This window comes from Muricoccus roseus (assembly GCF_900141905.1).
Lineage (GTDB): Bacteria > Pseudomonadota > Alphaproteobacteria > Acetobacterales > Acetobacteraceae > Roseomonas > Roseomonas rosea.
The window spans coordinates 59,707-81,071 of sequence record NZ_FQZF01000010.1 but is presented as its reverse complement, the minus strand read 5'-3'; the positions used below and the strand labels follow the sequence as shown (position 1 = coordinate 81,071).

Sequence of the window (21,365 nt, the reverse complement as noted above, 5' to 3'; positions counted from 1 at the left end):
GTGGGCGACGGGAACGCCAGCTCTGGGCGAGAGGTGGCCGGAGAAGGCTTGCGGTTACAACGCCCTAATTTGGTAGCCCGAACCGTCGACCAACCCTGCAGTGGGTCCGTCATGGCTGCCGCCAGCGCGCCTCCTCGGCGAACTGCTGCGCGAAGAGTCCGTTCCGCCGCCCGATCAGGTCCTGGAAGCGGCCGCTCTCCACGATCCGCCCGTTATCGAGCACGACGATGCGGTCAGCATGGCGGATGGTGGAAAGACGGTGGGCAATGACCAGGCGCGTCGCCGGCATGGTCCTGATCGCCCGCATCGTCGCCTCCTGCGTGATGTTGTCGAGCGCGCTCGTCGCCTCATCCAGGATCAGGAGAGCGGGCTTCTGAAGGAAAGCGCGGGCGAGGAGAAGGCGCTGCGCCTGGCCGCCGGAGAGGACACGGGCCGCGTCGGTCAGCATCGTCTCCAGCCCCATCGGCATGGCCCGCACCTCGCCGGCCAGCGCGGCGCGCTCAAGCGCGGCCCAGACGGCGGCATCGTCGGTGCCGGTGGTCCCGCGCACGGCGTCGCGCAAGCTGCCCGGAGGGAGCCTGCCGGCCTGGACCACCGTGCCGACCTGGCGCCGCACCGCCCCCGTCTCCAACCCCCTCAGGTCATGGCCGTCGAGGTAGATGGCACCGGCCACAGGCTCCTCCAGGCCGAGAAGGAGCCGCACCAGGGTGGACTTGCCCGCACCGGAGCGGCCCGTGATGGCGACGAACTCCCCGGCTTCCACCTTCAGATCCAGGCCCTGGAAGATCCAGGGCTCCGACGGGCCGTAGCGGAAGGTGATGCCGGATAGCGCGAGCGCCCCGCTGAGCCGGCCGGGATCGACGCGCCCGGTCTCGGGCTCCGGCAGCGTGTCGAGCAGGGGCTGCGCGAAGCGGCGCGTCGGGAGGAGGAACCACAGGGAGAAGACGGCTTTCGCAAGCTGCGTTCCCGCACCCATCATCAGGCCATAGGCGGAAAGGAAGGTCATGACCGAGGCCAGGGAGGGCGCCGCCCGGCCCGGCTCCACGCGCTGCAGGAGAGCGATGATGAGGAAGGCGCCGGCGGTGGAGAGGACGCCATAGGCGGTCGCGAAGGCGTCGTAGCCATTGCCGATGCGGCGCGCGGCGACGAGACGACGGCGCATCCCGGCGAAGCGCTCGGCCCAGATCGCCTCCACACGGGCCTCGGCGCCAGCGAGGCGCAGCTTCACGAGGCCGGAGATGATCTGCAGCACCATGGCGTCGGCCAGGCCGGAAAGGGCCTCGCCCGAAGCATAGGCGCGCCCCTGGAGCCAGCCGGCGAGGTTGGCGGCCGCCATCTGCAGAACCAGCAGGCCAAGGCCGACCGAGGCCGCAAGCGGCTGGAACAGGAGCATCACGACAGCCGAGGAAAGGACCACCGCCACCGAGGAAACAGCGGCGAAGCCAAGCGCCCGGATCTGCGTGGCGAGCGAGATGGCCGCGCCGGCGCGCGCCGCGGTCTCGCCCACCGTCTGGCGATTGAGCACGGCGAGCGGAAGGCGGATCACGCGGTCCCAGATGGCGGCGTGGAGAGCCGGGCCGGCGCGGGCCTCGATCCGCTGGCGCGCGACCTCCCCGCCCAGGCCCACTGCCCAGGAAACAGCCGCGACCAGCACGAGGGCAAGGCCGAGCTGGGCGAGTTCGGAGAGATGGCCGCCCGGGATGAGCAGGGTGAAGGCAAGACCCGTCGCCATGGGCACGGCCTGGCCCAGCGCGGCGCCGATCAGCAACGTGGCCAGGATGGCCGACGCGTCGCCCGCCGCATGGCGCATGCCGGCACCGAGCAGGTCGGACAGGCCGAGCTTCTTGCGGGGCAGCGGGACGAGGGGTGCCCAGGCCGTGGGGCTCAGGGAGGCGGCGGCCGCCGGATCCAGCCGCGCGCCGGAGGGATGCTCGGGGGAGCAGAGGCGGTAGCCGCCCCGCTCGGGCAGGAGGCCGACCACGGCACCGTCCCCTCGCCGGACGAAGAGCGGGCCATGATCCGCGCGCCACCAGCCTGGCTCCAGCCGCACGGGGCGCAGGCGCAGGCCGGAGGCGCGGGCGAGCTCCTCCAGCGTGGAGGTGGCGTCGACATCGATGGCGCGGACACGCACGGGGCGGCGCGCCTCGACCCCCAGATGAGCGGCGACGGCGCCGAACACCGGCATGAGCGGGTCAGCGTCCGAGATGCCGGCCCGGGCCGGGGCATTGCCGAGTACGGCGCCGAAGGCATCGCCCTGGCGGGACAAGGCCTCGGCCTCGCGGGCCTCCCGCAGCCGGCGCCGGTTCAGCGCATCGGCCGCTTCCAGCGCGAGGACGGCGGGAAGCGCCTCCAGCAGGGCGGCGTTGAACGCACTCAGCCCCTCCTCCCAGTCGGAGGCGCGGACGGCCTCGGCGGCCGACATGGGGCGGCAAACGCCTCCGCCGCAGGTGAGCCAGGCACCCATCGGAAGAGGAACGAGCCCGTCCAGCCGCTCCAGCCCGAGAAGCAGCCACTCGCCGGCATTGAGGCGCAGCCAGAGCGGACCGGCACCCGCCGTCACCACCATGCCGGCGGAAAGGCGCAGACGCCGGCCATCGGGAAGGGCAGCGACATCCGCCCGCGGCCGAGGCTGAAGGGGGCGGCCGATCCCATCAGCCAGCGCCCGCGCCCAGATATCGATCGCGGCCCCCAGCACCGCCACCTCATCCGCGGCCGGCCCGGCCGGCCCAGACGAGAGGAGAAGCGGGCGCATCCGCGTGCCGGCGCTTCCGACGGCTATCACGGTGTTGCCCGCCAGGTCCTCGCCCAGGCCGCAGACCAGCCCCCCCTGCGGGATGGCGCCCAGATAGCGCCGCGCACCCTCCTGCGCCGGGCCAGAGGCCGCCCGCAGGACGAAGAGGGCGACGCTCCCGGCCTCCACGATCCACCGCGCCCCGGGATCGTCCAGCCGCAGCGGCGCGTGGACGGGCAGGTCGAAGGACCCGTCCCCAGGGGCGGTCGTGCGGGGCTCGGGCGGGCTGGAATCCCTCCCCGCCGGCCCAGGCGGCACTGCTGACGCGGAAATTCCGGCCACCGCTAGGCGCTCGCCAGCATGGCGCGGAACGGCCCGTCCTCGGCCGCCAGCGCCTCCGGCTGGCCGCGCTGAACGATGCGGCCGGCCTCCATGACGATCACCTCGTCGCAGTCGCGCACCAGGGCCAGGCGGTGGGCGATCACCACCATGGTACAGCCGCGGCGCCGGAGATTGGCCATGACCTGCGCCTCGGCACGGTTGTCGAGCGCGGCGGTGGCCTCGTCCAGCACCAGGATCGACGGCTCAGTCGCGAGGGCGCGGGCCAGTTCCATCCGGGCCCGCTGCCCGCCCGACCAGTTCCGCCCCTCCTCCGCAACGGCGCCGGCATAGCCACCCCGGCGCGCGAGGATCTCGTCATGGATCGCGGCATCGCGCGCGCTTTCCACCAGGCGCTCGTCCGCGAGGGTGGGGTCCCAAAGGGCGATGTTGTCGCGCACCGTGCCGTCGAAGAGGAAGCCGGCCTGGTCCACCACCGCAACCTCCTGCCGCAGGGTGGAGCGCGGGATATCCGATATGGCAAGGCCGTCGATCCGGACCTCGCCCGCCCAGGGGCGGTAAAGGCCGGCGATCAGGAGGGCGAGGGTGGACTTGCCCGAGCCGGAGCCGCCGACAATCCCGAGGCGCCGCCCTGGCTCGATGCGGAGCGAGACCCCGTCGAGCAGCGGCGGAGCGAGGCGGCTGTGGCCGAAGGTCACGTCACGCAGCTCCACATGGCCCGGAAGGGGCGCGAGGCGGACCGCCGCCGCCGCCGCGAACTCCGGCGCGCGGGGGTGGAGCAGCGTGTCCTCCAGCAGGGTGAGGTTGGCGCGGGCGTCCTGCATCTGGGCCGCCACGCCGACCAGCTGGGCCACCGGCCCCATGAACCCCATGGCGAGCGCCTGGAAGGCGACGAGCTGCCCGACGCTCATCGTGCCATCCATGATGCGCCCCCCGCCAAGCACCAGCACGGCGGCGGCGGCCAGTACGGCGGAGAAGGCCGGCAGCCCCTCCAGCAGGGCGCGGCGTACGGCGAGGCGCTGGGCGATATTGGCCGCTCCCGCCCGGGTTCCCGCCACCTGGGCGAGGAGCTGGTCCTCCGCACCGGCCGCGCGATAGGTTTCCATCATCCGCAACCCGCCGCGCGCGAGCCCCTCCGAACGAAGGGTGCGCGAGAGCAGACGCTGGTTGTCGTCGGCCATGGAACGGCCGAGCAGCATGAGGGCGAGGATGTTCGCGGCCGCGGCCCCCACCACCACGGCGGCAAGCCCCGGCGCATAGGCCGCCATGGCGGCGGCATAGGCCAGCGCGGTGACAAGCCCGAGCAGGCCGCGCCCCGCATCGCCCGAGACAAGACGCGCCACGCGATCGTTCAGCATCACGCGTCCGGCGATGTCGCCGGGGTGGCGCTGGGCGAAGAACGAGACGGGAAGCTGGACCAGGCGCCGCAGGAAGGCAGCGGAACCGTCTATGGAGAGGCGCGTCTCGAGCCGCAGCAGGAGGTCGAGCTGGAGCCAGGTGATGAGCCCCATCGCGAGCGCGGTGCCCCCCATGCCCCAGAGCAGGGGCGGCAGCCAGGAATCGAACTGGCCCACCAGGATGTCGTCCACGAAGACCTGCGAGAAGGCCGGCACCAGCAGGGCGGGGACCGTCAGCAGCAGACTGAGGCCCAGGAGGAAACCGAAGGCGGCGCCGCTGCCCTTCAGGCGGTGCAGCAGCCCGCGCAGCACCCGGGGGCGCTCGCCGCCGCGGCGGAACGCCTCGCCGGGGCGCATCGTCAGCACCACGCCGCTCAGGTTCCGGTCCAGCTCCTCCATCGACACGCGGCGGGGGCCGCTGGCGGGGTCGTTGATCCAGGTGCCGCTGTGCCCGCTCCCCTCCACCACGACGAAGTGGTTCATGCCCCAATGGGCGACGAGCGGCATGGGCAGGCCGGCGAGGTCCGCCGGCTCGATGCGGAAGGCCTCGACGGCCAGCCCGTAGCCGCGAGCGGCCTCGGCGATGTGGCTCGCGCGGCTGCCGTCGCGGGAGACGCCGCAGGCGGTGCGCAACTCCTCCAGCGTGACCCAGCGGCCGTGATGGCCGAGAACGATGCCCAGCGCGGCGGCCCCGCACTCGGCCGCCTCCATCTGCAGAACCGTTGGCGTGCGAGCCCGGCGCTTCGTCCAGCCAGGCATCAGGAGCGGGCGGCCTCGGCGGGGCGCGTGAGCAGGCCGCGGAGCGCGGGAAAGCCGAGGCCGAGCAGACGGACCGAACGCACGGTCACCTCCGCCTCGGCCAGCGTGCCGGATTCAACCGGGAAGTCGGGGCCCCGGCCCGTGGACCAGCGCAGGCCGCTGCGGGTCGTGCGGTCGGCGTCGAGCGCCACCTCCACCTCGAAGGGGGCGCCCAGCTCCGTGGTGAAGTTGCGCACGAGCTGGTCGTTCTGCAGCGTCCGCAAAAGCCCGGCGGAGGAGGCCGGGACATGGGAGACGCGGGTGACGCGCCCATGCACGAAGCCATCCTCCTCCCGCCGCGTGGAGGAGGGCGAAACCTCGACGGCAAGGCCCGGGAAAAGCCGCTTGCCGTCCTGGGCGGTGACATAGATCACGGCCACCGGCGCCTCCCGCCCACCCTCGGGGTCACGTTCGATGGTGAGCAGCGCCGCGCCACGGGCGACGACCTGGCCCGCATTCGCCTTCTGCTCCACCACCGTGCCGGAATAGGGGGACAGCACCTCGCCCAGCCGGTCCAGCCGCGTGCGGAGCGCCTCGACCTGCCGGCTCGTTTCGTCCACGCGCCGCTCGGCCTCCAGCGCCTCGCGCTCCTGCTGGGTCCGCTTCAGCGCCTGGTCCAGGGAGAGCTGTTCCCGCTCGTTCCGGGCGGCCGCCATCTGCTCGCGAAGCTGAAGGACCTCGACCCGGGCGTAGAGCGCGCGATCACGGTTGATGAGGTTCTGCTGCATCAGCCCTCGGAGTACATCCTCGCGCTGCGTCATCATGCCCAGGCGCTCGTCGAGCATCCGTAAGTTGCCCGCCAGGGAGGTATCCCTCGCAGCACGGAAGGCGTCTCCCGCCGCCGCCTCGCGCTGATGAAACGCAGCCAGTTCGCGCCGGTGGCGCAGCGCATCCGCGGCCTGGCCCTCAGCCAGGGCCAGCTGCAGGCGGATCTCGGACTGATCCACCACGGCCACGGCCTGGCCAGCCCGCACCCGGTCGCCCGGACGCGCGAGAAGGTGGTCGATCCTGCCATCCGTATCGGCCACGATGTCCACGATGCCGCCGGAGGGAAGAAGGATTCCGCGGCCGGCCACCTTGATCGGCACCTCCACGAAGGCCGACCAGACCACGCCGATCACCGTCAGCGCCAGCAGCATTCCTCCCACGACCCAGGTCCAGGGGCGCATGACGCGCAAGGGCTCGTCATAGCGGTCAGGCGCCGAGGCCTCAGCGACGGCCTGGCTGCGGAAGAGGGGAGGCGACGACATGCCGGGGCGGAAGCCTTGCGGGGACACCCGGCAGCGCCGGCTTCTTGCGACTATGCATCGGCCCTGATCCGGAAGGAATACCCGCACCATCCCCTCCCCGCATGCCGCGCCCTATCGCCGCGATAGACAGATCTCCGTAGCCGTGCCCCGGGGCACATGATACGCGTCCGAAACCGAACACGAAGAGGTTGCTCTCGAATGTCTCCGAAATCCCTGCGCACCGAAGATCTGAACAAGGTAACGGGTGGCGCCTTCCAGCAAGGCTCGGCCGGCAGCGACACGATGCACGGCACCGCCCAGGCGGACGTCATCTTCAGTGGCAGCGGCAACGACAACGTCAACACCGGAGCGGGTAACGACCAGGCCTTTGGCGAGAGCGGGAACGACTTCATCAGTACCGGCTCGGGCAATGACCTGGCCTATGGCGGGCAGGGCAGCGACACCCTGAACGGCGGCTCCGGCCAGGACCAGCTGCACGGCGAGAATGGCAACGACTTCCTTGACGGCGGCGCGGCCGACGGGGCGGCCGACCTGGCCTTCGGCGGCGCGGGCAACGACAGCTTCATCTGGGCGCCGGGCGACGGCAACGATCAGTTCCAGGGTGGCGCCGGGAACGACACGCTGAACATCCAGGGGATGAGCCTGCAGGATCTGCAGGGCTCGCTGACGCTGGAGGGCGAGACCAGCGGTCTCCAGATGCACGTCAACAACAACGTGGTCACCTTTACGGATGCAGCCGGCAACCCGGCCACCTTCGGCGGGGTCATCAACCACGGCGGCGAGAGCATGCGCTTCTCCCAGGTCGAGCAAATCCGGCTGGGCTGAGGCGAGGCCGGTTCATCTCGGACCCCGGGCCGAAGCGCGCAAGGAAGAGCCGCCAGGCATCCCTGGCGGCTCTTCTCATCCGCTCGCCGATCGCTGCCCACAGCGGAGCGACTCTCGGCGGCGCCAGACCGCAAGAACTGCTCTAGGTAGGGGACTCATTCAGGCCACTCGCTGACGGTGGCGACGAGAGCGAGGCTGGCGAGGTAGTTCCGGGCGAGCCGGTCGTAGCGCGTGGCCACCGTCAGCGAATGGCCTGAATGAGTCCCCTACCTTAGGGCTCCAGCAGATTGGTTTAGCGGGTAGGTGCCCTTGCGCGACAGGGTGGGAATGCTCCATGTCCAGCGCATGTCATTTCAGTGCGCTTGCCCGTTCCGCTACATCCCTCCGCTCCCATGGATCACAGGGGAGTGCATCGGCTCCCCGTACAGCCCCCAGCCTGCTCCGTCGCGGAGTGGATCATTTCGGACGGAGGATTCCTTGACGCCGCCAGACCCAGTGGGAGTTTGTTGAGAGTGACTAAATCGGAGATCGAGCGCGTGCAGGCCTACCTGCGGCGCCTGTTGGGGACGGAGCGCATCAGCGTCATACCCCCGAAGCAAGCAGGGATGAGCGTTGAGATCGAGGCGGGAGGCGAGGTGATCGGCACGCTCCACCGCGATGCCGAGGATGGCGAGGTGTCCTACGCTTTGCACCTCACCATCCTGGAAGAGGATCTGCCCCCGGCTGCCCAACGGATGCTGGCGCCGACGCCGGCCGCCGCGAAGCGAAAGCGTTGACGGTCCCAGCTTCGCTGAGATGCGCCTTTCGATATAGGGTCCAGCCATACGGCCGTTCTCGGCCAGGGAGTTCACCATGACTTCGGATTTTCAGGGGCGGCGCATCCTCGTGGTGGAGGACGAGCCGCTGATCACCTTTTTGCTGGAAGACGCGTTGATGATCGCGGGCGCGCAGACCGTCGTTCAGGCGGCGAGGGTCGCGGAGGCGCTGTCAGCCATCACGACGGCCATGTCCGAGGGTGGGATTGATGCTGCCGTCATCGACTACAGCCTTGCCGATGGCCAGTCGGCACTCCCGGTCGCTGACCGCCTTGCCGCACTGGGCGTGCCGTTCGTGTTCGCGACCGGTTACGAAGCGTCGGCGGTGAACAAGGGGCAGCACACGGACGCTCTGGTTATCACAAAGCCTTACGGCCCCGCGGAGGTCGTGTCCTGCCTCGCCGGGATCATGCGGAGGCGTTTGGCGGATTAAGCCCGGCCATGGAGCCCCGGACCGTGTGCTGGGCCCTGCCGGTTACGTCCCTGATCTGAGCGATTGTGCCGCCCTCCTCCGATTGAAGGAGGGGGAGCTCGGCTTGGTTCTTTGTGCCTTGGCGTCGACGATGCGGAGCAGCGGCGTCGGGAGGTGATCAGGGGCCAGCACGGCCGCCCGGGTGCAAAAGGAGCATGGCCAGAAGCATAGGTCGTACCGGCCCGGTGGATTGCAGACCTTCTGAGTTGCCCTGTGCCTCAGCGACTGAGGCACCGCGCACCGCCTTGTCAGCACCGATTGCTGCCTCCACGCCAAGCACCGAGGACCGCGTGGGAGGTCCGCCGCGTTGGCGCCGCTCAGTCCATCCTGGCCCCGCTTGCGCGCACGGCACTGGCCCATTTCGGACGCTCCGCCGAGACATAGGCGGCGAAGTCGGCGGGGGTTTCCAGGGGTGCGACATCGGCGCCGCGACGGCTGAGGCGGGCAAGCGTGTCGGGGTCGCGCAGGGCGCGGCGAAAGGCGGCGTTGAGGGCCTGAACGGCGGCGGGCGGCGTGCCGGCCGGGGCGAAGATGCCGTCCCAGGCCCCGACCTCGAAGCCCGGCAGGAAGGAAGCGACCGTGGGCAGGCCGGGATGGCTGGGGAGGGGCTGGGCGCTGGTCACGGCCAGTGCCCGGACCGAGCCTGCTTCCAGCAGCGGGGCGGCGGCCGGGATGAGGTCGATGGCCATGTCCACGCGGCCGGCCGCCAGGTCCGTCATGGCGGCGCCGTTGCCGCGATACGGGATGTGGGTGATCTCCACCCCGGCGGCGACGCGGAACATCTCGGAGGCGATGTGGCCGGTGGTGCCGTTGCCGGCCGAGGCATAGGCGACCTTGCCGGGCCGGTCCTTCAGCCAGGCGACGAGCTCGGGGCCGGTTTCCACCGGCAGGTCCTTGCGGACGACGATGACGAGCGCGATGCGGGTGAGGGCGGCGACAGGGGTGAAGTCGGCATCCGGGCGGAATGGCAGGCGGGGGTAGAGGGCCTCGTTGATCGCGTGCGTGCCGTTGGTGCCGTAGAACAGGGTGTAGCCATCGGCCGGGCCGCGGGCGGCGAGTTCGGCGCCGATGTTGCCGCCGGCGCCGGCGCGGTTCTCGATTACCAGGGGCTGGCCGAGGAGGGGCTGCGCGGCGGAGGCGGAGAGGCGAGCGAGCGTGTCCCCTCCGCCACCGGGGGCGAAGGGGACGATGAGGCGCACCGGGCGGTCCGGATAGGACTGCGCGAGGGCCGGAGCGGCGAGGAGGGCGGCGCCGGCGCCGGCGCCGAGGAGCGTGCGGCGGGCGATGTCGTTCTGGCTTTTCATCGGGACGTTTCCTCCGCCTGGGCGCGCTACACAGGGTAGGCTTCGAGGAGTTCGACCGGATCGCCGTAGGTTTCGGCGAGGGCGCGGACCTGCGGATCGCGCAGGGAGAGGAGGTAGCCGTCCTCCACCATGCAGCGGTTCCCCGCCATGACCGTGCTGTCATAGGTGACGAGGTCCATGTGGATATGCGGCTCCTCCCAGTTCGGCATGACGCGGCGCAGGTATTCGGAGGGCTTAAGGGCATTGATGCCGAAATGGAGCGCACCGGGGGAGTTGGGGCCGGCGGGGTAGATGTCGAAGCGCGGCGCCTTCGGGTTGTGGCCGCAGCCCAACTCCTCCAGCGTGCCGCCGATGAGGTAGTCCCGCATCACCTGCGCCTCCCAGCTCTCGCCATGGACGGCGGTGACCACGTCGTTCCGGAACTCGACGCCGAGCGGTTCGCGGAAGGGTTCGTCGAAGCCAACGGCCCATTGCGGCCAGATGGTGCCGGAGATGCCGATCCTGTCCTCGGGCTGGAGGCCGACCATGCTCGGCTCGAAGAGGTTGGGGCCGTGGGTGGGGATGTAGTGGACGTAGCAGCCGTCCTGGTCCGCCACGTTCTGGCCGCGCCAGCGGTTGTGGGCGCGCATCTTCCTCAGCATCGCTTCGGTGAAGGGGATGCGGAAATCGGTGCCGCGCGGGTCGGTGACGCGAAGGGTGAAGTCGCCGGCCTCCGGGAACATGCGGCCGGTGGCGCGGACGATCTCGCCGAGCAGGTCCACGGGGAACTGGGCCTGGGGCGTGTGCAGCAGGTCCAGGTCGCGGAAGAAGGTGATCTTGACCCAGCGCTGGCCCTTGTTGCGGCGGAGGCCGATGCAATAGGGGTCCAGCACGGAGGCGAACCAGGTGGAGACGACGAAGGTGGCGCGCTCCAGCAGCGCCTTGGCTTCCTCCGGCACGGTCACGTAGCGGGTGGATTCGCCCATGTAGGAGATGAAGGTGGCGCCGCGGCCACGGGCGAGGCCCTGCACGGCCTGCACCACGCGCGGGTCGAGCAGCGGATCGGTCAGCATCACCACATGGTCGCCGGGGCGGATGGCCATGACGCGGCAGAAGTTGTCGTAGCCGCGCATGGTGTCGGCGATGCTGGCGGGCTTGAGCTCGATCTTGCGGGGCAGGCCGCGCCGGGTGGAGGAGGCCATGATGTCCTCGACCCGGTTCTGGAAGGCGGTCATGGCGGTTCCTCTCTGGCGGGTTACAGGCGGAAGGCTTCGAGGGAGGCGGGGTGGAACAGCTCCTCCGGCTTCAGGCGGCGGGAAGAGAGTCCCTGGGCGTGGTGGGCTTGCAGGAACACGTCCAGGCCGTGCCGGTTCGGCTCGAGGCCATAGGACCAGAAATCCTCGCCCATCAGGGCGCGGGCGTGCTGCAGGCGCTCCTCCACGAAGGGCAGCGTGACCTTGGTGGCGGCGGTGTTGGTGAGCTTGGCCAGGGCGAGGGACTTCGCCTCCTCAAAGGCTTTCACCAGCGCGCCGGGGAGATAGCGGTGCTGTTCCGCGATGTCCTTGCGGATGCCGAGGACATGCATGATCGGGAAGATCCGGTGCTTCCCGTACCATTCGGAGGCGGCGGCGACGGGGTCGGACCAGAGGCGGCCGATGTTCGGGGCGCCGCGCTCGAAGCAGGAGGGGGCGCGAGGGCCGATCACGGCGTCGATGGTGCCATCCGCGAGGGCGGAGGAGATGGTGGCGCCGGGGGACAGGCTTTCCAGCCGCACATCGGGCGGAAGCTGGAGCGCGATCTTCTCCTCGCGCCCGGGATGCTCGTAGCCGCCGCGGACCCAGGTGATGTCGGAGGGGCGGACGCCGTATTCCTCGAGGATGACGCGCACCCAGACATTCGCCGTGAGCTGGTATTCCGGCACGCCGATGCGGCGGCCCCTGAGGTCTTCCGGCTTGGTGATGCCGCGATCGGTGCGGATGTAGACGGAGGTGTGGCGGAAGGCGCGGGAGGGGAAGACGGGCACGGCGATATAGGGACTTTCGCCCTTCGCGGTCTTCACGGTGTAGGAGGACAGCGACAGCTCGCAAATGTCGAAATCCGCGTATTTGAAGGCGCGGAAGAAGATCTCCTCGGGGTCGAGGATGGACATGACGGGATCGACGCCATCGATGCGCACCGTGCCGTCGGCGATGGGGCGGATACGGTCGTAGTCGCCGATGGCCAGGGAGAGGCGAAGGGGGTTCAAGCGATTCTCCTAGCGTGCGCTGCTGGCGGCGGCGGCGAGGATGGCGACGAGGTCGTTCTCGGCTGCCGAGGCGGAGGCATAGCGCGGCTGCGTGGTGACGAAGGGCGCGGGTGCGTCGTGCGGGTTGTAGATCTCGAGGAAGTAGCGGCCGCTGCGCTCGTCGCGCACGGGTTCGATGCGGATCAGGGCCATGGTGGCCTCCTCACTCCGGGGTGACGCCGGCGGCCTTGATGATGGCGGCGCCGCGCGCCTGCTCGGCCACGAGGAGCGTGGCGAAATCCGCCGTGCTCTCCTCAATGGGCGCGCAGCCGATGGCGGCGAGGCGGGCGATGACCTCCGCGTCCCTCAGCGCGCCGAGGGCGGCGGCGTGGATGGCCGAGACGCGCTCCACGGGCAGGCCGCGCGGGCCCCAGATGCCGCACCAGCCCTCGAAGAGCATTTCGGGCTGGCCGATCTCCGGCATGGCGGGGGTATCGGGCATGCTGGCGAGGCGTTGCGGAGCGGTGACGGCATAGGCGCGCAGCTGGCCGCCCTGGATCATCGGCAGCACGGCGCCCAGGGGGGCGAACATCAGCGGCACGGCCCCGGAGATGACGTCGTTCACCGCGGGGCCCGTGCCGCGATATATGACGGTGGTCGCCTCCACCCCGAGCTTCTGGCCGAGCGCCGCGGCGCCGAGATGGCCGACGGAGCCGAGGGAGGAGCAGGCGAAGGTGTAGCGCGACGGCGTTCGCTTCACGTCGTCGATCAGGGCGCGCGGGTCCGTGGGCCGGTCGGAGCGGGCGCCGCCGACGAGGACATAGGGGATGCTGACGGTGCGGATGACCGGGGCGAAATCCGCCAGCGCGTCGAAGGGGACGCCGCGCTGGACGAGCTTCAGGATGGGGTGAACCTCGTTGGAGTAGAGGAGGGTGAGGCCATCGGGGGCGGAGCGCGCGACCTCCTGCGCGCCGATGGCGCCGCTGGCGCCGGAGCGGTTCTCGATCACGCAGGTGGCGCCCAGGCCCTCGCCAAGCCGGGCGGAGAGGAGGCGGGCGGTGACGTCGTTGGTGCCGCCGGGGGCGTAGGGAACGATGAGCCGAACGGGACCGCGGCCGGGCTGGGCACGCGCCACGGCGGGCATGGTGGCGCCGAGAAGCGCGAGGCGAAGCGCGGCGCGGCGCGTCGGGGCAGGGGTGGTCATCGCTTCTCTCCCGTGGCGCGTCATGCGGCGCCTTGATGGTGCAGTTGGATTTCGCGGCCGCTGCGGGCGGATTCGAGCAGGGCGAGGCAGATTTCGGTGGTGGCCATGCCCCATTCGCCGGAGTGCAGCGGGGGCGTGCCGTCGCGCAGGGCGGCTTGCAACTCGTCGATCACCTCGGCTCGTGGGATGATGGGCGCGGGCAGGGGGTCGAAGCGGCGTTCGTCATCGGCATAGACCATCACGCCGCGCGGGGTGGGGCGGAGGTCGGCGTGTTCGCAGGAGGCGAGGACGAGGCCGAAATGGTTGTAGGCGGGCGGGGGCGGGGCGGCGCGCGCCTCCATGGCGCCGGGGCCGCGGCCATAGGCGCGGCGCTCCTTCAGCGCGGCCTCCTCCTCGGGCGTTGTGACGTGGCGCAGGGCGGCGCGGGCGGTGCCGTAGGCGGCGGCGTCGCGCGGGGTCCCCATCTCGCCGGTCCAGTCCTGGAACTCGTCCGTGTCGAAATGGCCGTGGCCGTTATAGGTGAGGGTCGCGGAGAGGCCGTCACCGAAGTCGATCAGGGCATTGTAGGCGCCCTCCGTGCCGCGGGCGCGATCCCAGACGGAGGCGGTGGCGCGGATGCTGCGGGCGGGGCGGCCGGCGAGGAGGCGGACCACTTCGATCTGATGCGGCGCCTGGGAGAAGATGGCGCCACCGCCTTGCGACGTGTCCAGCTCCTCCGGGCGGCGCGGGCGGTAGAGGTAGTCCGTGAAGTTCACGGCGGTGATCATGCGGACTGCGCCGTGCTCGCCGCCCCGGATCATGTCCCGCGCGCGGAGATAGGGCGCGTCGAAGGAGTGGCTGTGGCCGACGATCAGGTGGATGCCGGCTTCCCCTGCGGCATCCACCATGGCCTGGCAGTCTGCCAGGGCCAGGGCCATGGGCTTTTCCACCAGCACGTGCTTCCCGGCTGCTGCGGCGGCGCGGACATGGGCGACATGGAGCTCGTGGGGGGTGGCGATGTAGATCGCCTCGACCGCCGGATCGGCGCAGAGGGCTTCGACGGTTCCGTGCGCCCGGGCGCCGGGAAAGTCCTCGGTGAAGTGGGCGCGGGCCTCGGCACGCGGGTCGGCGCAGGCGAGGACGGCCAGGCGCGGGTCTCGCGCCAGGGTGGGCAGCATCAGCATGAAGGCTCGGCCGAGGCCCGCGACGCCCAGGCGGATGGGGTCTGCCGCCACGGCTACAGGTCCAGCACCAGCGTGCCCTTGGCGCGGGAGACGCAGATCATCACCGCGTCCCGACGCTCCGCCTCCGTCAACACCATGTCGCGGTGGTCCACCTCGCCGGTGAGGTAGCGGGTGCGGCAGGTGCCGCAGGTGCCGCTCTCGCAGGAGGAGGGCTGGGGGCGGCCATGGGCGCGGAGGACTTCGAGGATGGTGGTGCCGACGGGGACTTCGAGCGGGGCGCCGTCCGGGCCGGGCTGGACGGTGAAGGGCTGGTCGTCCGCGCGCGGGCGGACGAGGTCGGAGCCGAAATCCTCGAAATGGACGGCGTTCTCCGGCCAGTGGCCGGTCATGTCGCGCACCGCGTCCATCAGCGGGCGGGGACCGCAGCAGTAGATCTGGGCCTTGCTGGGTTCCTCGAAGACGGGCCAGAGATCATAGGCGTTGTCCGGCACGCCTTCGTCATGGTGGATGATGACATGGTCCCCGAGCGCCGCGATTTCGGCGTGGAAGGCGGTGCCGGCGACGCTGCGCGTCAGGTAAAAGAGGCGGAAGGGTTTTCCTTCGGCCTGCACGGCGCGGATCATCGCGAGGATCGGCGTGATGCCGATGCCGCCGGCGACGAAGATGTATTCCGGCGCGCGCGTATCCAGCTCGAAGAGGTTGCGCGGGGCGGAGACCTCGAGCATGGCCCCCGGGCGCGTGGCGTCGATGAGGCCCACGCTGCCGCCGCGCCCTTTCTCCTCCCGCTTCACGGCGATGACGTATCGGTCGCGCTCACGCGGGTCGTTGCAGAGGGAGTAGTTCCGCATGGCGCCGGATGGCACGCGCAGGGCGAGGTGGGAGCCCGGCGTGAAGCGCGGCAGCGGGGCGCCATCGGGGTGGCGCAGCTCGAAAAGCTGAATGCCGTCCGCCGCGGGTTCCGCGCGCGCGACACGTAGGGTCATCAGCTCCGCATCCGGGGCGGGCATGTCCAGCATCGTTCTTGGCCACTCCTCCGGGTGTTCCCTCTTGCGGGGGATCTACCGGCCGGAATTATGGTTAGGCTTCTAACCTTGGCTTAGCAAGACTGCCGAGAGATGCGGTGGCGCGTTCACGCAAATGCGAGAATTCGCAACGGGGTAATGCGAGGCCGCGGGTGGTGGAGACGGCGCTTGACGGAATGCGCGGCCGGCATACAGTTAGAGAGCTAAGTATTCAGCGCCCGGGTGCCATGCGTCCGGCCGCCGGGAGGACACGCATCATGCTCACCGCCCAGGAGAACGAAACCCTCTGCCGCGTGGAGGGCGAGGCGCCGATGGGGCGCCTGATGCGCCGCCACTGGATCCCCGTACTGCTCTCCGAGCAGGTGGCAGAGCGGGATGGCAAGCCCGTGCGGATCACGATCCTCGGCGAGAAGCTGGTCGCCTATCGCGATACGGAAGGGCGCGTGGGGGTGCTGGGCGAGATGTGCCCGCACCGCAAGGCGTCCCTCGCCTTCGGGCGCAACGAGAATTGCGGGCTGCGCTGCCTTTATCACGGCTGGAAGATCGACGTCGAAGGGCGCGTGGTGGACATGCCGTCGGAGCCGAAGGAGAGCGGCTTCGCCGAGCGCATCCAGCACAAGGCGTATCCGGCGCGGGAGGCGGGCGGCTTCGTCTGGATCTATATGGGCGAGCCCGCGCGGATGCCGGAGTTCGAGCCGCCGCCCTGGGCGCCGACGCCGGAGGCGCACGCGGCCATCGTGCGCATCGACCTGCCCTGCAACTGGGCGCAGATCATGGAAGGCCAGATCGACAGCGCCCATTCCTCCTCGCTCCACTCCTCCGACATGCGACCCGCGCGTGGGGAGGCGGCGGCGAAGGATACGCACTGGGTGCGGCCCTCCACCGACAAGAACCCGCGCATCCAGGTGCAGGTGACGAATTACGGCATGCGCTACGCCGCGATCCGCCGCCCGATCATGAACGCGGCGACGCAGGACTACGTGCGGATCACTACCCTGGTCGCGCCCTTCATCGCGCTGATTCCGCCCAATGCCACCTACAACGTGGCGAGCGTGATCGTGCCCAAGGACGACACGAACAGCTACTTCCACTTCATCGCCTGGCATGAGAGCCGGGAGGCGATCACGACCGAGGCCTGGCGGAAGTTCTGCGTGGCCGAGGTTGGCGTGGACGTGGATGCGGATTTCCGCCCCATGAAGCGCCATGCCTGGAACGACTACCTGCAGGACCGCGAATGGATGAAGTCCGGCGACAGCTTCACGGGGATTCCCGGCATCCCGAACCAGGATATCGCGATGTGGGAGAGCATGGGGCCGATCGCCGACCGCACCAGCGAGCGGCTGGGGGCGAGCGACATCGCCGTGATCCAGTTCCGCCGCATCATGCTGGACGCGGTGGCGCGGCATGAGGCGGGGGCGGAGCCAATCGGGCTGGCGGCGCCGCATTTGCCGATGGCGAAGCTGCGGTCCTACCAGGGGGTGGTGCCGAAGACGGCGAACTGGCGGGTCCTCGGCGCTTCGGAGGAGGAGGCGGCGGCCCTCGGCGGGATCGAGGAGGAGGAGGACGAGCGCGCCATGTCGCAGGCGGCCCTGGCCTGAGGGGCGGATTCCGGCGCGGGGCCTTTCCGGCTAGGCTCGGGGCATGACGACCGAAGCCGAAGCCCGCGCCGAGCCGCTTCCGTTCGACGAGAGCATCGGCTTTCTCGTCCGGGATCTGAACCGGGCCATCCAGCGCCACCTTCAGGCGCGGTTGCAGGCCCATGGCGTGGCGCCGGGTGCCTGGTACTTCCTGCGCGTGCTGTGGGAGGAGGACGGGATCACCCAGAGCGACCTGGCGCGGCGCGTAGGCATGATGGAGCCGACCGCCGTGATCGCGCTGCGTGGCATCGAGGCGCAGGGCTGGATCCACCGCGAGCGTTCCGGGACCGACCGGCGGAAGGTGCATATCTTCCTGACACCGGAGGGCAGGGCCTTGCGGCAGACGCTGCTGCCCGAGGCCCATGCCGTGAACGACATGGCGGCTCGGCAGCTTTCACCGGACGAGGTGCAGATGTTCCGCGCTCTTCTGCGGCGTGCCCGGCGGGGGTTCCCGCCGGCTGATTGAGGTGGGCGGCCGCGACCCTGGTGTGTGGTGGCAGCCATATTCGGCTGACCGCCGGTTGCAGCCCTTCCGGAAAGATCTTGAATCGAAGGATTTGGTTTCGACTCGATAGTTGGCGCCTGGATCTCAAGGTGCTGCATGTGGAAGCCGGAACACCGTCGCGCCTGATCGGCAGGGCCTGCGCTGACCCAGTGATCTGACAGCCCCTCGATCGGCGCAAATCGCACTGCTGATCCGGCCCGCTAAGCGCCGCGCGCGTCCAAGCTGGTACTCGTCGGCAACACCCCGAGGGCATCCACTCCGAGGCGGCCTTGGCTGATCCCTGTGGTGTCTGTCGCATTCCGGTCTCCTGCGGCAAGACCACCCGCCACTGCCTCAACTGCCGCCTCCAGCAGTTGTCCTCTGCAAGACCCCTGGATACCTCCGCCGGCCGACATGCCCACCCCAGGCAGCTCCAGCAGCCTCCTGGCCGATGGAGGAGCTTCGGCACCAGCGCTGGCCCAACAGCCGCAAAGGCATCCACCGCCCTCCAAAGACCGTATACATACTATCAGTACTGTGCCAATCACCCAGACCTAGCCAGACCAAGAGGCGCATGGCGCCCGGAGCGCCACGACAGGGCGGCCCTGCCTGGCTGAACCGTCATGCCGGTGTGCGCAGAAGCTGTTGATGGGGAGGAGGATCGGCGTGCAATTCCACCTGAACGGCTTCAGGACCGGAGATCCCAGCATCGCCGAGGCCGTGGCCGGCGAGATGCCGGCCGGATCCGACCCACTCCCCGACCAAGTCGACGTGCTGATCGTGGGGTGCGGCCCGGCTGGCCTGACGCTGGCGGCTCAGCTTGCCGCCTTTCCCGACATCAGGACGCGGATCGTCGAGGAGAAGGCGGGGCCTCTCACCCTCGGGCAGGCCGATGGCATCGCCTGCCGGACCATCGAGATGTTCGAGGCGTTCGGCTTCAGCGAAAAGGTCCTGAAGGAGGCCTACTGGGTCAACGAAACCACCTTCTGGAAGCCGGATGACCAGCAGAGGAACAGGATCGCACGACACGGGCGGATCCAGGACACCGAGGACGGGCTTTCCGAGTTCCCGCATGTCATCCTCAATCAGGCGCGCGTCCACGACTTCTACCTGGACGTCATGGCGAAGTCGGCGCGGCGTCTCAGGCCCGATTACTCCCGGCGCCTGACGGCGTTGCACGTCGCCGGGGAGGATCGCGCCGGCCCGGGCTCGGACCATCCGGTCACTGTCACCCTCACCCACCGGTCCCCCGACGGCGCCGAGCGGTCCGAGACCGTGAAGGCGCGCTTCGTCGTCGGCTGCGACGGCGCGAGGAGCAGCGTGCGACGGGCGCTGGGCCTCGCCCTGCACGGGGATTCGGCGAATCAGGCCTGGGGCGTCATGGACGTGCTCGCCGTGACGGATTTCCCGGACATCCGCCTGAAGGCCACGATCCACTCGGCGGAGAGCGGGAGCATCCTGATCATCCCGCGGGAGGGTGGCTATCTCGTCCGCTTCTACATCGAGTTGGACAAGCTGGGGAAGGACGAGCGGGTCTCCAGCCGCAACACCACCGTGGAGGCGCTCATCGCTGCCGCGCAGCGAATCCTGCACCCCTACACGCTGGAGGTGAAGGAGGTTGCCTGGTGGTCGGTCTACGAGATCGGGCAACGCCTCTGCGACCGCTTCGACAACGGAGCAGAAGGCACGGCCCGCGCGATCCCGAACGTCTTCATCGCCGGGGATGCCTGCCATACGCACAGCCCCAAGGCCGGCCAGGGCATGAACGTGTCCATGCAGGACAGCTTCAATCTCGGCTGGAAGCTTGCCTCCGTCATCAGGGGCCAGGCCAAGCCGGAGATGCTGCGGACCTACTCGGACGAGCGCCGCGCGGTCGCGCAGGAGCTGATCGAATTCGACCGCGCCTTCGCGGCAATGTTCAGCGCCCCGCCCAAGGACCCGAGCAACCCGGAAAGCGAGGGTGTCGACCCGGCCGAGTTCCAGCGGTACTTCGTGAAGCAGGGCCGGTTCACGGCGGGAACCGCCACCCGGTACCAGCCCTCGCTGATCTCGGCGCCTCCGGCGCACCAGCACCTCGCGGAGGGCCTGCCGGTCGGCATGCGCTTCCACTCGGCGCCGGTCATCCGGCTGGCGGATGCCAAGCCCGTGCATCTGGGCCACGTGCTCCGGGCGGATGGCCGCTGGCGCATGTTCATCTTCTCGGATCGGGCGGATCCTTCCAGCCCGTCCTCGGCCCTGCGCCTGCTCTGCCAGTTCCTCGCGGAATCACCGTCCTCCCCGGTCCGGCGCTTCACGCCAGCAGGCGAGGACATCGATGCGGTCATCGACGTCCGCGCCATCCTGCAACAGGGACATCGGGAAGCCGGCCCGGCCGACCTGCCCGCCTTCCTGCTGCCCCGGAAGGGACGCTACAACCTGATCGACTACGAGAAGGCGTTCTGCGCACCCCTCCCGAGCGGGGATGACATCTTCACGGCCAGGGCGATCAGCCCGGAGGGATGCGCCGTCCTCGTGCGGCCCGACCAGTACGTCGCGCAGATCCTGCCGCTCAACGCCCATGCGGAAATCGCGGCATTCTTCGGGCGCTTCATGCTGGATCAGGGCCAGCCGGGCTCCGTCTAGCACGGCGGCGCTCCGTTTGCGGGATGCGGGCGCCACGATGGCCGCCAGCATCAAGCCCGTGGCTTCGCTCCAGCTTCGCCATGCCCGCGCCACATCCCCCGAGATGCGGCGCCGGCCCCCGCGTCAGAGCACGATCTTCCGTTCGCGGACGATGCGCTCCCAGAGCGCCACCTCCGACCGTATGGCAGCGCGGAAGCTGTCCGGATCGCTCGCCACGACCACGGCGCCCAGCTCCTCCAGCCGCCCGGTGACATAGGGCTCCCGGATGACCTGCACCATGGCCTGGCTCATGGCCGCGGCGGCTTCGGCACTCGTCCCCTTCGGCGCGAAGAGGCCGAACCAGAAGGCCAGCGCGTAGTCCAGGCCGGACTCGCGCACCGTCGGGACATCCGGCAAGGCGGGCGCCCGCTCCCCTGCCCCCACCGCGATCACCCGGATCTGCCCGCCATCGCGCAGCAGCCCGGCCACCGTCGGCAGGGCGGCGATGGCCATGTCCAGCCGCCCTGCCGCCAGGTCCTGGCTGGCCTGGGCCATGCCGCGATAGCTGACATGGTTCATGCGGATGCCCGCGACGTCCTGCAGCAGCTCCGAGGCCAGATGCGGCGCGCTGCCATTGCCGCCAGAGCCGTAGAACATCTCCCCCGGCCGGCGCTGCGCGGCGGCAACAAGGTCCTGCACCGTCCGGATCGGCGACCGGTCCGGCACGCAGATGACCGGCGCCAGGTCCGCGACGCGGCAGACGGGCACGAGGTCCGCCTGCGGATCGAAGCCGAGGTCGCGTCGCAGCGGCGCGGACATGGCCAGGGAGTTGTCCGTCATCAGCAGCGTGTTGCCGTCCGGCGCCGCGCGGGCCGCGGCCTGCCACCCGACCGCATTGCCACCGCCGGTGCGGTTCTCCACCACCATCGAGCCGCGCCCGCCGCTCCGCTCCGACATGCGGGAGGAGATCAGGCGCGCGAAGACGTCGGCCGTGCCGCCGGGGGCGAGGGGCACGATGACCTTCACCTGCCGATCGCCCGGCCATGAGGCGCCCTGCGCGCTGGCGATGCGGGGTGCGGCGAGCGCGCTCGCGAGCAGGGCGCGGCGGGCGATCATGGGC

Annotated in this window: 17 protein-coding genes and 1 pseudogene; 6 read left to right on the top strand and 12 right to left on the bottom strand. The window is 70.3% G+C overall.

Annotation, left to right across the window (positions count from 1 at the left end; translation table 11 throughout):
* Positions 1–109: 109 nt before the first annotated feature.
* From BUB97_RS10185 to BUB97_RS10175, 3 genes are read right to left on the bottom strand one after another with little or no spacing between them, the layout of a single operon-like run.
* A complete protein-coding gene (locus BUB97_RS10185) occupies positions 110–3,049 on the bottom strand; it encodes an ATP-binding cassette domain-containing protein (protein ID WP_073134288.1) in 2,940 nt (979 codons plus the stop codon).
* A gap of 26 nt (positions 3,050–3,075) precedes the next feature.
* Entirely contained in the window at positions 3,076–5,226 is a 2,151-nt protein-coding gene (locus BUB97_RS10180) for an NHLP family bacteriocin export ABC transporter peptidase/permease/ATPase subunit (RefSeq protein WP_073134286.1), read from the bottom strand.
* Positions 5,226–6,515 carry an NHLP bacteriocin system secretion protein gene (locus tag BUB97_RS10175; protein ID WP_073134283.1) on the bottom strand — a complete coding sequence of 430 codons (1,290 nt, stop codon included), beginning with the start codon at positions 6,513–6,515 and terminating at the stop codon, positions 5,226–5,228. The genes BUB97_RS10180 and BUB97_RS10175 overlap by 1 nt, the downstream gene beginning before the upstream one ends.
* A gap of 198 nt (positions 6,516–6,713) precedes the next feature.
* Between BUB97_RS10175 and BUB97_RS10170 the strand changes: the two genes are divergently transcribed.
* The 3 genes from BUB97_RS10170 to BUB97_RS10160 all read left to right on the top strand — a co-directional run bounded on the left by BUB97_RS10170 (position 6,714) and on the right by BUB97_RS10160 (position 8,588).
* Entirely contained in the window at positions 6,714–7,340 is a 627-nt protein-coding gene (locus BUB97_RS10170) for a calcium-binding protein (RefSeq protein WP_073134281.1), read from the top strand.
* Between the two features lie 512 nt (positions 7,341–7,852).
* Positions 7,853–8,116, top strand: coding sequence for a DUF3126 family protein (locus tag BUB97_RS10165; RefSeq protein WP_408906129.1), 264 nt, complete (start codon positions 7,853–7,855; stop codon positions 8,114–8,116).
* Positions 8,117–8,192: 76 nt separating this feature from the next.
* On the top strand, positions 8,193–8,588 hold the full coding sequence (locus BUB97_RS10160) for a response regulator (RefSeq protein ID WP_073134277.1): 396 nt from the start codon (positions 8,193–8,195) through the stop codon (positions 8,586–8,588).
* Here BUB97_RS10160 and BUB97_RS27445 read toward each other — a convergent pair.
* From BUB97_RS27445 to BUB97_RS10120, 8 genes and pseudogenes are all read right to left on the bottom strand, one after another.
* Positions 8,563–8,706: pseudogene (locus BUB97_RS27445) on the bottom strand (DUF3489 domain-containing protein); the annotation flags it as partial. The gene BUB97_RS10160 and the pseudogene BUB97_RS27445 overlap by 26 nt on opposite strands.
* 238 nt (positions 8,707–8,944) lie before the next feature.
* Positions 8,945–9,931 (bottom strand): Bug family tripartite tricarboxylate transporter substrate binding protein, encoded by a 987-nt coding sequence (locus BUB97_RS10150; RefSeq protein WP_086062082.1) that lies wholly within the window; start codon positions 9,929–9,931, stop codon positions 8,945–8,947.
* Positions 9,932–9,957: 26 nt separating this feature from the next.
* Positions 9,958–11,145, bottom strand: coding sequence for a hypothetical protein (locus BUB97_RS10145; RefSeq protein ID WP_086062081.1), 1,188 nt, complete (start codon positions 11,143–11,145; stop codon positions 9,958–9,960).
* Between the two features lie 20 nt (positions 11,146–11,165).
* Positions 11,166–12,155: an ABC transporter substrate-binding protein gene (locus BUB97_RS10140; protein ID WP_073134275.1), complete on the bottom strand. Its 990-nt coding sequence runs from the start codon at positions 12,153–12,155 to the stop codon at positions 11,166–11,168.
* Positions 12,156–12,164: 9 nt separating this feature from the next.
* Positions 12,165–12,347, bottom strand: a complete 183-nt coding sequence (locus tag BUB97_RS10135) for a hypothetical protein (protein ID WP_073134272.1) — start codon at positions 12,345–12,347, stop codon at positions 12,165–12,167.
* A gap of 10 nt (positions 12,348–12,357) precedes the next feature.
* Positions 12,358–13,338, bottom strand: a complete 981-nt coding sequence (locus tag BUB97_RS10130; protein ID WP_073134270.1) for a Bug family tripartite tricarboxylate transporter substrate binding protein — start codon at positions 13,336–13,338, stop codon at positions 12,358–12,360.
* 20 nt (positions 13,339–13,358) lie between these two features.
* A complete protein-coding gene (locus tag BUB97_RS10125; RefSeq protein ID WP_073134267.1) occupies positions 13,359–14,552 on the bottom strand; it encodes a Gfo/Idh/MocA family oxidoreductase in 1,194 nt (397 codons plus the stop codon).
* Positions 14,553–14,554: 2 nt separating this feature from the next.
* Positions 14,555–15,517 (bottom strand): PDR/VanB family oxidoreductase, encoded by a 963-nt coding sequence (locus BUB97_RS10120; protein WP_086062079.1) that lies wholly within the window; start codon positions 15,515–15,517, stop codon positions 14,555–14,557.
* A 263-nt stretch (positions 15,518–15,780) separates the two neighbouring features.
* Here BUB97_RS10120 and BUB97_RS10115 point away from each other — a divergent pair, with 263 nt between their 5' ends.
* The 3 genes from BUB97_RS10115 (at position 15,781) to BUB97_RS10105 (ending at position 20,266) form a co-directional block, all read left to right on the top strand.
* Entirely contained in the window at positions 15,781–17,121 is a 1,341-nt protein-coding gene (locus BUB97_RS10115; RefSeq protein ID WP_073134264.1) for a Rieske 2Fe-2S domain-containing protein, read from the top strand.
* Positions 17,122–17,164: 43 nt separating this feature from the next.
* Positions 17,165–17,626 (top strand): MarR family winged helix-turn-helix transcriptional regulator, encoded by a 462-nt coding sequence (locus BUB97_RS10110; protein WP_073134262.1) that lies wholly within the window; start codon positions 17,165–17,167, stop codon positions 17,624–17,626.
* Between the two features lie 684 nt (positions 17,627–18,310).
* Entirely contained in the window at positions 18,311–20,266 is a 1,956-nt protein-coding gene (locus BUB97_RS10105; RefSeq protein WP_073134260.1) for an FAD-binding monooxygenase, read from the top strand.
* Positions 20,267–20,389: 123 nt separating this feature from the next.
* Here BUB97_RS10105 and BUB97_RS10100 read toward each other — a convergent pair whose 3' ends face one another.
* Positions 20,390–21,361 (bottom strand): Bug family tripartite tricarboxylate transporter substrate binding protein, encoded by a 972-nt coding sequence (locus tag BUB97_RS10100; protein WP_073134258.1) that lies wholly within the window; start codon positions 21,359–21,361, stop codon positions 20,390–20,392.
* Positions 21,362–21,365: the final 4 nt, after the last annotated feature.

Excerpts from the sequence above, each read along its gene's own strand:
- BUB97_RS10180 (WP_073134286.1), bottom strand. The coding sequence starts at position 5,226 with ATGCCTGGCTGGACGAAGCGCCGGGCTCGCACGCCAACGGTTCTGCAG.
- BUB97_RS10175 (WP_073134283.1), bottom strand. The coding sequence starts at position 6,515 with ATGTCGTCGCCTCCCCTCTTCCGCAGCCAGGCCGTCGCTGAGGCCTCG.
- BUB97_RS10170 (WP_073134281.1), top strand. The coding sequence starts at position 6,714 with ATGTCTCCGAAATCCCTGCGCACCGAAGATCTGAACAAGGTAACGGGT.
- BUB97_RS10160 (WP_073134277.1), top strand. The coding sequence starts at position 8,193 with ATGACTTCGGATTTTCAGGGGCGGCGCATCCTCGTGGTGGAGGACGAG.
- BUB97_RS10150 (WP_086062082.1), bottom strand. The coding sequence starts at position 9,931 with ATGAAAAGCCAGAACGACATCGCCCGCCGCACGCTCCTCGGCGCCGGC.
- BUB97_RS10145 (WP_086062081.1), bottom strand. The coding sequence starts at position 11,145 with ATGACCGCCTTCCAGAACCGGGTCGAGGACATCATGGCCTCCTCCACC.
- BUB97_RS10135 (WP_073134272.1), bottom strand. The coding sequence starts at position 12,347 with ATGGCCCTGATCCGCATCGAACCCGTGCGCGACGAGCGCAGCGGCCGC.
- BUB97_RS10130 (WP_073134270.1), bottom strand. The coding sequence starts at position 13,338 with ATGACCACCCCTGCCCCGACGCGCCGCGCCGCGCTTCGCCTCGCGCTT.
- BUB97_RS10120 (WP_086062079.1), bottom strand. The coding sequence starts at position 15,517 with ATGCTGGACATGCCCGCCCCGGATGCGGAGCTGATGACCCTACGTGTC.
- BUB97_RS10115 (WP_073134264.1), top strand. The coding sequence starts at position 15,781 with ATGCTCACCGCCCAGGAGAACGAAACCCTCTGCCGCGTGGAGGGCGAG.
- BUB97_RS10110 (WP_073134262.1), top strand. The coding sequence starts at position 17,165 with ATGACGACCGAAGCCGAAGCCCGCGCCGAGCCGCTTCCGTTCGACGAG.
- BUB97_RS10100 (WP_073134258.1), bottom strand. The coding sequence starts at position 21,361 with ATGATCGCCCGCCGCGCCCTGCTCGCGAGCGCGCTCGCCGCACCCCGC.